General features: G+C 66.9%; 9 protein-coding genes. 5 read left to right on the plus strand and 4 right to left on the minus strand.

The genetic code is table 11. The annotated features are described in order from the left end of the window. Positions 1-16: 16 nt before the first annotated feature. Complete coding sequence (locus BLR19_RS01245; RefSeq protein WP_091746262.1) at positions 17-1,738, plus strand: tetratricopeptide repeat protein; 1,722 nt, start codon at positions 17-19, stop codon at positions 1,736-1,738. Positions 1,739-1,757: 19 nt separating this feature from the next. On the opposite strand, the gene BLR19_RS01250 is transcribed toward BLR19_RS01245, so the two are convergent. Genes BLR19_RS01250 through BLR19_RS01260 form a run of 3 tightly spaced genes read right to left on the minus strand, consistent with a single transcriptional unit; the run spans position 1,758 to position 6,737 of the window. Further along, positions 1,758-2,537, minus strand: coding sequence for a DsbA family protein (locus tag BLR19_RS01250; RefSeq protein WP_091746267.1), 780 nt, complete (start codon positions 2,535-2,537; stop codon positions 1,758-1,760). A gap of 25 nt (positions 2,538-2,562) precedes the next feature. After that, complete coding sequence (locus BLR19_RS01255) at positions 2,563-3,963, minus strand: M48 family metalloprotease (protein WP_091746270.1); 1,401 nt, start codon at positions 3,961-3,963, stop codon at positions 2,563-2,565. Positions 3,964-4,022: 59 nt separating this feature from the next. Next, positions 4,023-6,737: an Rne/Rng family ribonuclease gene (locus BLR19_RS01260; protein ID WP_176758248.1), complete on the minus strand. Its 2,715-nt coding sequence runs from the start codon at positions 6,735-6,737 to the stop codon at positions 4,023-4,025. Positions 6,738-7,245: 508 nt separating this feature from the next. On the opposite strand from BLR19_RS01260, the gene BLR19_RS01265 reads away from it, so the two are divergent. Together BLR19_RS01265 and BLR19_RS01270 are read left to right on the plus strand one after the other, a co-directional pair. Then, positions 7,246-8,421, plus strand: a complete 1,176-nt coding sequence (locus BLR19_RS01265) for an N-acetylmuramoyl-L-alanine amidase family protein (RefSeq protein ID WP_218119295.1) — start codon at positions 7,246-7,248, stop codon at positions 8,419-8,421. A 39-nt stretch (positions 8,422-8,460) separates the two neighbouring features. Continuing rightward, a complete protein-coding gene (locus tag BLR19_RS01270) occupies positions 8,461-9,138 on the plus strand; it encodes an SDR family oxidoreductase (RefSeq protein WP_091746281.1) in 678 nt (225 codons plus the stop codon). Between the two features lie 4 nt (positions 9,139-9,142). Here BLR19_RS01270 and BLR19_RS01275 read toward each other — a convergent pair whose 3' ends face one another. Next, positions 9,143-9,811 (minus strand): J domain-containing protein, encoded by a 669-nt coding sequence (locus BLR19_RS01275; RefSeq protein WP_091746284.1) that lies wholly within the window; start codon positions 9,809-9,811, stop codon positions 9,143-9,145. A gap of 45 nt (positions 9,812-9,856) precedes the next feature. Between BLR19_RS01275 and BLR19_RS01280 the strand changes: the two genes are divergently transcribed. Both BLR19_RS01280 and BLR19_RS01285 read left to right on the plus strand, forming a co-directional pair. Then, on the plus strand, positions 9,857-10,153 hold the full coding sequence (locus BLR19_RS01280; RefSeq protein ID WP_091746287.1) for a BolA family protein: 297 nt from the start codon (positions 9,857-9,859) through the stop codon (positions 10,151-10,153). Between the two features lie 80 nt (positions 10,154-10,233). Next, the gene (locus BLR19_RS01285) at positions 10,234-12,051 is read left to right on the plus strand and encodes a response regulator (protein ID WP_091746290.1); all 1,818 of its coding nucleotides are present in this window, start codon (positions 10,234-10,236) and stop codon (positions 12,049-12,051) included. The last annotated feature ends 8 nt before the right edge of the window (positions 12,052-12,059 follow it).

Consider the following 12,059-nt stretch of genomic DNA (forward strand, 5'->3'; position numbering starts at 1 on the left):
AGGGAGAGGGGCGAATATGCGCAAAGGTCTGTGGGTCGCGACGGTTTCGGTCGCCTGTCTGATTGCGCCCGTGGCGGTCGCCGACGCCACGGCGACGGCGGCGACCCTGGCCCTGATCACCAATCCGCAGGTCTGCGGCCGGGTCGGCGCCGTCGGCGATGTCCAGCCGACACGCGACATGGTCATGGCCCCAGGCTTCGGCGACGAGGGTTTCGCGGTCGATACGAAGACCCCCGAGGCCCAGGCCTGGTTCGACCACGGGGTTCGACTGCGCTGGGCATTCGAGCATTCGGAATCGGTGCGGGCGTTCAGGAAGGCGAGGCAGTTGGACCCGTCGTGCGGCATGTGCGCCTGGGGCGAGGCCTGGGCGATCGGGCCGAACCTGAACGGCGGCGGCGGCGACCCCGAATCGATCGCCACGGGCCTGCGCGTCGCGCGTGACGCGCGGCGTCTGGCCCGCGACGCCACGCCGATGCAGCGCCAGATGATCGACGCCCTGATCCAGCGCTATTCCGGAAAGGAGAAGACCCGCGCGTTACGCTTCGCCCGCGCCATGGACCGGATCGCAAAGCGTCACGCCGACGACGTATCGGTCGCCTCGATCACCGCAGACGCCTGGATGCTCCAGCCCGAGGGCGAATGGTGGGACAAGGACGGCAAGGCGACCGATCCGTCCGTCACCCGCGCCATGGGGATCCTGGAGCACGCCCTGACGGTCAAGCCGAACGATCCGGGCGCCATTCACCTGTACATCCACCTGACCGAATGGTCGGACGATCCGCACAGGGCGCTGGCCTATGGCGAGCGGCTGGCCCTGCTGGCGCCGGGCGCCAGCCATCTGGTGCATATGCCGTCGCACACTTTCTATCGGGTCGGGCGCTACAAGGATGCGATGATGTCCAACGTCAAAGCCGTGGCGCTGGACAAGAGCTACGACCAACTGGTCGGGCCGCCCGGCGGCATTCGCGGCATGCGGCTGCATGCCCACAACATCCATTTCGGCATGGGCGGCGCCCTGATGGCGGGCGGAGCCGAGCGGGGGCTGGAGCTGGCCGACTGGTATATGGCGACCTATCCGCAGCTGGCGGGACCGCCCGAGGCGGGCGAGGACGGCTATGTCGTCTATCGTCAGGTGATGGCGGCGGACGCCTATGCGCTTTACGGCCGGTTCGGATCGGACGCCCAGGTCGCGGCGCTGGCCGAGCCGGACGTGGGCCGTCCGCTGATGCGGGTCGGTTGGCGCTATGCGCGGGGCGAGGCGGCGGCGCGGCGCGGCGATGCGGCGGCGGTTCGGCTCGAGGCCCAGGCCATCGCCGCCCTGCTGGCGGACAAGGCGTTCAAGGGTCCGATGGCGGATCGTCAGACCGGTTTCGCCGAACTCTTCCAGAAGGTGCTGGAAGGCCGCGCGGCCATGATTGATCAGGACTATCCCGCCGCCATCGCCGCCTATGGGCGGGCAACGGCGATCCAGGCCATGGCGCCCGAGGGCGGCGATCCGCCGATGATCTGGTATCCGACGCGCCGAAGCCTGGCCGCCGCCATGCTGGCATCCGGCGATGCGGCGGGGGCCAAGGCCAAGATCGGCGAACTGCTGAAGGATTGGCCGAACGACCCGTACAGCTACTACGTCCTCTACCGCGCCGAACAGGCGATGGGCGACGAGACGGCGGCCAATGACGCCCTGCGCCATGCCGGCGTCGAATGGATCGGCGGACAGATGAGTTTGGCCGAGGCCTGACGCCTCGGCCGCAGGTTGGTCAGCGCTTCGCTGCTTCGATCAGTTTGCCGATTTCGGCCGGGTCGATGCCAGGGCTGGCCTTGCCGTTGACGAAGAAGGTCGGCGTGCCGCGCAGACGCAGGGCGGCGGCCGTGGTGTGGATGTCGGCGATGTGGCGGGTGGTGTCGGGCGCGGCGATCGCGGCCTTGGCGCGGGCCATGTCCACGCCATGCGCGGCCAGGATGGCGTCGATCGCTTCGATCGATAGCGCCCGTTCAGTCATCAGCGCGTCATAGACTGCCAGATACTTGCCCTGCTGGTGCGCGGCCAGGGCGGCGCGGGCGGCGTATTGCGAGGTGATGTCGTCGCCGCGGTCCAGGATGGGCCAGTCCTTGAAGACGAAGCGGACTTCCGGGTGGGCGGCCATCAGGGCGCGATAGTCGTGGGCCACGGCCTTGCAGCCGGGGCAGCGGAAGTCGAAGAATTCGATCACCGTGACCTTGGCGTTCGCTGGACCGAAGGCCGGATCGCGGGCGTCGGGCGCCAGGAGGCCGGCGTTGGCGGCGGCGGCCTGGTTCGTCTCCTCGACGGCGGCCTCGGCGTCCTTGGTCTGGAGCGCCATCTGCGCCTCCTGCAAGACCTCGGGATGCTCCAGCAGATACGCACGCACGTTCGATCCGCCGGTCAGATAGGGCGCGGCTGAAAAGCCCAGCGCGATGACCGACAGGCCCAGGGCCATATAGCCGGCGCGGCCGCCGCTGAGCCATCCTGGCTTGGCGGTCTTGGGTTCAGGCGCAGGCGTGGGGGCGTCGTCGGTCATTCAGGCTCGCAGTCGGCGGTAAGGGTCAGTTGAGGGTGGCGGGCCGGCGCGCGGCGTCACGGCGGTCCAGGTCGTTGAGATCGTCGGGCGTGGCGCCCGAGGCCAGGACGATATCGACGGCGCGGCGCCATTCGATCGAGCCGGGATCCAGCATGGAGCGGGCGCGCAGGGCGAATTGGGTCGCCTGTTTCTCGTCCCCACCGGCGAAATAGTATTCCGCCGAGGCCAGGCGCGCCTCACCCTCCTTGCCCTGCGAGGCATAGGCCTGGGCCAGAAGTCGCCAGGCCATGGTGTTGTCCTTCTCGGCGACGACGGCGTGTTTCAGCTGGTCGATGGCCTCGTCCAGTTGGGCCTTGTCGTTGGTCTCGATCAACGCGTGGGCGAGGTTGACGCGCAGCAGGGGGGCATCGGGCTTCAGGCGGACCGCCTCGCGGTGGGCGGCGACGGACTCGGCCGGGCGGCCTTCCTCGAACAGGATCTGGCCCTTCAGTTCCTGGAAATAGGGGTTGTTCACGTCGCCGGCGATCAGCGCGTCGACCGCGGTCAGCGCCTTGTCCGTCTGGCCGTCTCGATACCAGGCGATGGCCCGCGCATAGCGGCCGGGCAGGGAGGTGTCGGTTGACGGATAGTCGCGCAGGGTGGCGTTCGGCGCATCCATGAACGCGTGGATCTTGGCCAGGATCAGGGCGTGCTGCGCCATACGTTCGGGGCTGTCGCGATGGTCGTAGTGCGGCTGTTCCTGCACATAGCGGCGCAGGCTCTCTATCCGGTTCGACGACAGGGGGTGGCTGCGGAAATAGGGATAGCGGCGGGCGTCGGAGAAGACCTCCTGCGAGCGGAAGTTCTCGAAGAAGGACACCAGCCCGGCGCCGGATTCGCCGGCCGCCTCCAGCGCCCGCGCGCCCGAGATGTCGGCCTCGCCCTCTTGGCTCTGCATGTAATGTAGCGCGCCCAGAGCGCCGAAATACTGGCTGGAGCCCAGCAGGGCCACGCCTGCGTCCGGCGCGCCGGCGGCGATCGCCAAGGCGCCCAGCGCCATGGTCATGAACATCGGCTGTTTGCCGGCGTTCTCGGCCCCGTCGCGCAGGGTGTGGCGGTTTTTGATGTGGCCCGCCTCGTGCGCCATCACGCCCAGAAGTTCGCCGGGCGTCTTGGTGCGCAGGATCAGGCCGGTGTTGACGCCCATGATCCGCCCGCGTGTCGCAAAGGCGTTCAGGTCGTTGTCGTTGACCAGCAGAACTTCAATGTCGTTCGGGTTCAGCCCCATGGCCACGAAGACCGGGTCGGCCCATTCGCGCACGATGCCCTCGACCTCGGTGTCGCGGATCAGGCTTTGCGCGGAGGCCTGGCCGGCGACGGAAACAGCCATCAAGGCCGTCGCCGCCGCCGCCAGAACGCGGGATGCAGATCGGGGAAGCCATCTCATGGCTCTACTCCAACAACGACCGGCCCCCGCCTGTATCCAGACAGTCTAATCGTGACCGATCAGCGGCGCCACCACCCGCGCTTGGGCTTTTCGGGCGGTGCGAGGATCTGGTTCGGATCTTCGGCGATGATGGCCTGAACGTCGATCTCCGGCGTGGGGGCGACGAAGGGCTCGGCCAGGACGGCCTCGGTCACTGGAACCGCCGTCGGGGCGGCGACCGGGGCGACCTCGGCCGGTTCGGCGGCCAGCGCCTCGTGCGGGGTCACGTCCAGCTCGACCGGCGCGCCTTGGACCGTGGCCTCGTTCGGCTCGATGGCGGTGTCGGGATGCGGTTCGGTCGCGATCTCGACGTTGGCGCTGGCCGACTTGCGGCGCACGCGACGACGCTGAGGTTCGGGCGCGATGGCCGGGGCAGACGTTTCGACGGCCTCGGTCGGCTCGACCATGACGGCCATCGGCGTCTCGGGCGAGCCGTCGGGCGGCATGCCTTCGTTGGTGGCGCGGTTCTCGACCTTGATCTCGTGGCTGACGGGACCGTCGCCACGACCGCGACCCCGACGACGGCGACGACGCGAACGGCCGCCTTCCTCGCCGGAGCCTTCGCCCGCCCCGTTATTGGCGACGACATCCAGGCCTTCGATCTCGGACTGAGCGACAGCGGGACGTTCTGCCCGCTCGGGGCGCTCGCCGCGTTCCGGACGACCTTCCGAGCGGCCAGGGTTCAGCGGGTCGAACCAGACATAGGGGTCGTCCAGCGACGGCGTGCGGCCGCGAACCCAGGTGTAGACGTCGCGCTCGCCATCCTCGCGGACGCGGCGACCGCCACGGCGGCCACGGCGACGGCGGCGGCCGTTTTCGTCTTCCTCATCGTCCGAGGCGTCGTCGGCGCTGACCGTATCGACGGCCTCGACGTCGGAGGTTTCCTCGTCGCGACGACCGCCGCGACGGCGACGGTTGCGCCCACGACCGCGATCGCGACCGCCTTCATGACGTTCCGAACGTTCGCGCGGTTCGTCGTCGTCGCTGTCTTCGCGGTCCAGGGATTCGACGGTGTCGTCATCGTCGTCGGCGATGATCTCCTCGTCGTCCTCCTCATCCTCGTCTTCGTACAGCGAGGCGTCGAAGTCGTCGTCGAGATTGGGCATCTCGATCTCGGGCGCGACGAAGTCCTCGTTGGTCTCGGTGCGCTCGATATTGTGTTCGCCCTGACCCAGGCTGTCGTCGATCTGGACGATGACGTTCAGGCCGCGACGTTCAAGCAGCGACTGCAGATAGGCGCGCTTGTGGTTCAGGATGTACAGGCCGACGGCGGTGCAGACCTTCAGCACCACGACGCCCGCGCCGTTTTTACCGGCCTCGATGTCGACTGCGCGCAGGGTCATCAGGGCGGCGGATTCGGCCGAGCGGATGCGGCCCGTGCCCTGGCAGTGCGGGCAGGCCTCGGTCGCGCCCTCGATCACGCCCAGGCGGCGACGCTGCCGGCTGATCTCCATGAGGCCGAAAGGCGAGATGCGGCCCATCTGGATGCGGGCGCGGTCGGAGGACAGGGCCTCCTTCAGCACGCGCTCGACGGCGCGGTTGTTCTTGCCCTCATCCATGTCGATGAAGTCGATGACGACCAGGCCGGCGAGGTCGCGCAGGCGCAGTTGGCGGGCGGCTTCCTCGGCCGCTTCCATATTGGTCTTGAACGCCGTCTGTTCGACGTTGCGTTCCTTGGTGGCGCGGCCCGAGTTGACGTCAATGGCCACTAGGGCTTCGGTCTGGTTGATCACCAGATAGCCGCCGGACTTCAGCGGCACGACCGGCTGATGGATCTGCGTCAGCAGTTCTTCAATGCCGTTGGCCGCGAACAGGGGCCGCGAACCGCGATACAGGTGAACCTTCTTGGCCTGCGCCGGCATCAGCACGCGCATGAAGTCGCGCGCTTCCTTGAAGCCCTCGACGCCCTCGACCTGGATGCCGTCGAAATCCTTGTCGAACATGTCGCGCACGGCGCGGCGGACCAGGTTCTCTTCCTCGTAGATCACCGAGGGGGCGTGAGAGGCGAGGGTGGTCTCGCGGATCGTTTCCCACAGGCGCAGCAGATATTGATAGTCGCGCTTGATCTCGGCCTTGGTGCGCTTGGCGCCCGCCGTGCGGATGATCAGGCCCATGCCCTTGGGCACTTCCAGGGCCGAGACGGCGCTCTTCAGGCGACGACGGTCAGAGGTGTTCGTGATCTTGCGCGAAATGCCGCCGCCCTTGCCGGTGTTAGGCATCAGCACGCAGTAGCGGCCGGCCAGCGACAGCCAGGTGGTCAGGGCCGCGCCCTTGGCGCCGCGCTCGTCCTTGACGACCTGGACCAGCAGGATCTGGCGGCGCTTGATGACGTCCTGGATCTTGTAGCGACGCATCAGGCGGCGCTTCAGCCGCTCTTCGTCGGCCAGCGCCGATTCGGGGTCGACGTCATCGCCGGTCGATTCGCGGTCGAGATCGTCTTCGTCCTCATCGTCATGCGCCTCGGCCATGATGGCTTCGCGGTCGGCGACGGGGATCTGGTAGTAGTCGGGGTGGATTTCGTTGAAGGCGAGGAAGCCGTGGCGATTGCCGCCGTATTCAATGAAGGCGGCCTGCAGGCTGGGCTCTACGCGAGTGACCTTGGCGAGGTAGATGTTGCCGCGAAGCTGGCGCTTCGCACGGGATTCGAAATCGAATTCCTCAATCTTGCGCCCGTCCACGATGGCGACCCGGGTCTCCTCGGGATGCGCCGCATCGATCAGCATTGTCTTTGACATGGAAAGTCTCTCTCTGGCGCGCGCAGGCCGACCGTCCCGGATCTCCGGACAGGGTCATGGCGGCTCGCCGAATGAAGGTGAGGGCCGGCGCGCGCGACATCCCCTCGCCGAGGACGGCGAAGAAGGCTTGATCAAGCCGTTGGGGAACGCAGGCGGAAAGGCCCATTAAGTCGTCGGTCCTGAACCGGGCGCGCCAATCCCTTGGGAAGGCCGCGTCCCTGGTCCGCTCTTCGAACCATCGGCCAGGCCGGGGCGGTTCTAGGATTGGTGAAAGTCAACGCCGCGAGGAGGGCGCGCCAAGATTCGCAGAGGCGAAATCGGCGCGATCGGTTCGCGAGCGGTCACAGCATAGTCATGCAACGGGAGAATTAAAAGGCGCTCGCCTTAACCCCCTGAATACGAGCCTCTGTCATGATGGGGTTCAAGTAGGCTTAAACCGGGTTCGCCGACGCAGATGAGCGGTCGCGTTTTGACAGGTCTGATGCGCTGGGGCGCGAAGGAGTGGGCGATGACCGCCCTGGCCTTCGTGGTCATCTGCATGGTCGGTCTGTCGGCAACGCGCGGTTTCGCCTGGGGCGCCCAGGGCGACGTGCTGGCGGTGCGCTTCGGCGCCGATGGCGATCGGACCCGCGTCGTCATCGATCTGGACAAGACGGCGCAGGGACGCGTCATCGACGCAGGCGGCGAGGGCCGGGTGGTCCTGGCCCTTAGCGGTGTTGCGCCAGGGCGCGGTCTGAACGGCGGCGGTTCGGGTCTGGTGCGCTCCTACGAGGTCACGGCGTCCGGCGGTTCGTCGCGGGTTCAGCTGGAACTGGCACGCGGCAGCGAGATCGAACGGCGCTTCCTGCTGCCGCCCGGCGACGGCGTCAGCCATTATCGTTATGTCGTGGACCTGAAGGCGACGGGAGCCGCCGCGCGCGCCTCGACCACGCCGGCGCCGCGCGCCAGCGCGCCGCCACGTCGCGCCGAACGCCCCCTGATCGTAATCGACGCCGGCCATGGCGGCAATGATCCCGGCGCCAGCGGCGCAAGCGCCCAGGAAAAGCAGGTCACTTTGGCCGCCGCCCTGGCTTTGAAGGCCGAGCTCGAGAAGAACGGCCGTTATCGCGTGCGCCTGACACGGACCGACGACCGCTATGTCGACCTTTATCGCCGCGTCTCCATCGCGCGTCAGGCCGATGCCGACCTGTTCATTTCCCTGCACGCCGACGCCGGCGCCGATCCGGCGCTGCGCGGGGCCAGCGTCTATACCCTGTCGGAGCAGGGCGCGGGCCGGGCCGTGCGCGAGTTCACGCGCGGCGACAACTGGCACCGCGAGCTGCATCTGCCGGGCCGCGACCCGTCGGTGGATCGCATCCTGCTCGACATGACCCAGCGCGCGACCCAGAACCGCTCGGCCCAGTTCGCGCGCGTGTTGCTGACGCACCTAGAAGGCTCGGACCATCCCCTGCTTCGCCGCAGCCATCGCGATGCGGGTCTGGCTGTGCTCCTGGCGCCCGACGTGCCGGCCGTGCTGCTGGAAATGGGCTTCATCACCAATCCCGAGGACGAGCGGCTGCTGACCGACGAGCGTGCGCGCCGTCGCCTGATGAAGTCGGTCGCGGACGGGATCGATCGCTATTTCCGCGAGCCGTCGAGCCCTATGATGGCCGCCGCGGCCAGCCAAGCCGCCGGTCAGCCCTGATTCGGCGCAACCAAGCCGGCCGTCGCCGGTTTCGGCACCATGAAAAAAGCGATTGTCACGGGCGGATCAGGCCTGATCGGAACAGGCGTCTGTAAGGCCTTGCTGGCCAACGGATGGGAAGTCGCCTCCTTCGACCTGAAGCCGGGAGAGGGCGAAGCGTGTCATATCGACTGCGATTTGGGTGATGAGGACTCGGTCAAACAGGCGTTCGAGGCGTTGGGCTGGTCGTCGCTGGACCTGCTGGTCAACAACGGGGGCATCGCCGATCCGGTGAACGGCCCGCTGGCTGAGCTGTCGCTGGCGGACTGGCGCAAGACCATCGACAGCCATTTGACCGGCGCTTTTCTGATGAGCCGCGCGGCCATTCCGTTGCTGAACGAGGGCGGCGCTATCGTGAACATGATCTCGACGCGCGCCTTCATGTCCGAGCCGCACACTGAGGCCTATGCGGCGTCCAAGGGCGCGCTGTTCGCCCTGACCCACGCCTTGGCGATCAGCGAAGGCCCTCGGATTCGCGTGAACGCCATTGCGCCCGGCTGGATTTCGGATGGCGAGGATCTGCGTTCTGTCGATCACGAACAGCATCCGGTCGGCCGCGTCGGCCGCGCCGAGGATATCGCCGGGGCCGTGCTCTACCTCGCCGAAGCGAGTTTCGTGACAGGTCAGGTGCTGACCGTGGACGGCGGCATGACGCGCAAGATGATCTACGCCGAATAGGCCGTCAGGCCAGACCGGCCTTTTTCAGCGTCTTCCAGGCCTTGATCACGCGTTGCAGCTTTGCCTCGGCGCTGCGATCGCCGCTGTTGGTGTCAGGGTGAAACCGCTTCAGCAGCTCGTGATACTGAGCCTTGATCTTCGCCTTTTCGGCGCCCGGGTCCAGATCGAGGTCGGCCAAGGCGGCGCGTTCCAGCTTGCCGATGCGGCGGTCCTCGGTCGCGGACTGCGGCGCCTGATCGCCCTTGCGACCGAAAAGGCCGAAGCTGTCGCGCCATGAGCCGGCGCCGGTGGTGTTCGAGGTGCCCATCTTGGCGGCGAATGCGGCCGCCTCGCGCGTGAACTTGCCAGCCTGCATTTCCCAGGTCGGGCGCCCGCCGGTCATGGCCTCGTTTTCCTGGGCGGCGCGGATCTGGCCTTCGCTCATGCCGGCGTAGAAGTTCCAGCCTTTGTTGTACTCGCCGGCGTGCGGCTGGCAGAATTCGTAGAAGTCGTTCAGCCGCTCGCGCGACTTGGGCGCCTTGGCCGCAGCAGCCCGGCGACAGTCGGGCCACTGGCACGGCTTTTCGCCGGGCTTGAGATGAAGGACGTCGGCTTTCGCCGCCTCTTCCTCGGGCTTGGGCGGCTTCACCCGAATGTCGGTGAAGCGCGGCTTGTATTGAAAGGAGGCGGACATCAGCCGAAGTGTAAGCCCGATTGGGACAGCATCAAGGAATCGATCATGTCTGAAGGCCCGGTGGCGACGATTATTCGTGCAAAACTGACGGCAGGGCTGTCGCCCTTGCGTCTGGAGGTCGAGGACGACAGCTGGCGCCACGCCGGACATCATCATGAAGGCGGAATGGACGCCAGGCCTGGCGGAGAAAGCCATTTCAATCTGGTGATCGTGTCCGCTGCTTTCCAGGGGCAATCGCGGCTGGCGCGACAGCGCGCGATCAACGCCCTGTTGAAGGACGAGATGGCCGGACCGGTCCACGCCCTTTCGATCAAGGCGCTGACGCCGGAGGAGGCAGGCTGAGCGAAAGAACCGCGTTCACATCGTCTTAGAACCTTCGTCTTAGCGTCATCCGACCAAACAGAACGTGGGGATCTGGGCTTATGGTGGAATCAGACGGCGTCGTGAAGGCGCTCGAAGGCGAACAACGCGCCGGAGACGCGGCCCAGGCGCTGACCGCCATCCTGCAGACGCAGTATCTCCGCTACATGATCATCGCCTCGTGGGGCGTAGGTCTTCTCGGCACGGTGGGCCTGTGGCCGGCGCTATTGTGGTTCGGCGGCACCCTGGCGGCCGGGTCGCTGCGGGGAATCGTCGAACATCGTCTGAGCCATCGCGTCGGCACCAACTGGGGCGTGATCTTCCCGATCGTGGCCACGGTGACGACCGGCGCCTGGGCTATTGCGCCTCTGATGGCCTGGTTCTCGCCCACCGAGTTCGGACGCCCCCTGGCCCTCGCCCTGCTGATTTCCGGCTATGTGCTGGTATTCGCTCAGCTTCGCAGCTCGCCGCGTCAGGCCCTGATCATCTCTTCGCCCTACGGCGCGGCCGCGACGATCATTCTGTTCAGCCTATGGGGCACCAACGCCTTCTGGTCGATGCTGGCGGTCCTGCCGTTCACGGCGGCGGGTCTGTTCGTGCTGGTGACCATGACCCTGCTGCGCGAAGACCGCATCCGGGCCTTCCAGTCGCACCAGGCGCATCTGATCGAGGAGCTGGAAGCGGCCCGCGACAAGGCCAACGCCGCCAATGACGCCAAGTCGAACTTCCTGGGGGTGATCTCGCACGAACTGCGCACTCCCATGAACGGCGTGCTGGGCGCGGCCCAACTGCTCAGCGCGACGCGACTGGAGACGACGCAGCGCGAATATCTGTCGATCATCCGCAACTCCGGCGACAATCTGTTGTCGCTGCTGAACGACATCCTCGACATGACCAAGATCGAGGCCGGCAAGATGAACTTCGAGGTCGTCGATATCGTCATCGACGGTTTAAACAAGCGCATCACTGGACCCTTTGAAGCGCAGGCCGAAGCCAAGGGCCTGACGTTCGTGACGACCGTGGAGGGCGAGATCCCGACGGTGGTGCGCGGCGATCCGCTACGCGTCTGCCAAGTGGTGCAGAACCTGTTGTCCAATGCGGTCAAGTTCACCGAGGCCGGCGAGATCCACTATCTCGTGCGCGGACACCGCGTGTCGGATCAGCGCGTGCGGTTCGAGTTTGTCGTCCAGGACAGCGGCGCAGGCATTGCGGCGGCCGATCTGGAGCGGTTGTTCATGCCCTTCACCCAGGTCGACACCTCGTCCACGCGACGCTTTGGCGGCACGGGTCTGGGCCTGACCATCGCACGGCGCATGGCCAATATCATGGGCGGCGACATCACCGTGACGTCCAAGCTCGCCGAGGGCTCGTGCTTCACCCTGGAAATCGAGGCCGAGGTCGTGGAATGGGCCAAGCCCGTCGCGGCGGCCGAGGTTCATGCCGAGATCGAAGGCGGCGAATCGCTGCGCGTCCTGGTGGTCGAGGATCACCCGGTGAACCGCATGATTCTGGAGGCCTGGATGAGCTCGGCCAGCCACGTCACTTCGACGGCCGAAAATGGTCAGGTCGCGGTCGATATCGCCAAGGACCAGCCGTTCGACCTAATCATCATGGATGTGAACATGCCGGTGATGGACGGACTGACCGCGACCCGCATGATCCGCGACGGCGGCCAGAACGCCGGCACTCCGATCGTGGTCCTGTCGGCCTCGGCGCGTCATGAGGATCACGAGGCCGGTCTTCAGGCCGGCGCCGACGCCTATTTGAACAAACCGATCGATTTCGGCGCCCTGGCCGCCCTGATGGGGCGCGTCAGCGGCGGGCGCGACGCGGTCGCCCAGATGGCGCTGCCGTCGTCGGAGGCCTCTGTTGCCGCCTGATTGCGGCG

This window comes from Brevundimonas sp. 374 (assembly GCF_900102995.1).
Classification (GTDB): Bacteria; Pseudomonadota; Alphaproteobacteria; order Caulobacterales; family Caulobacteraceae; genus Brevundimonas; species Brevundimonas vesicularis_C.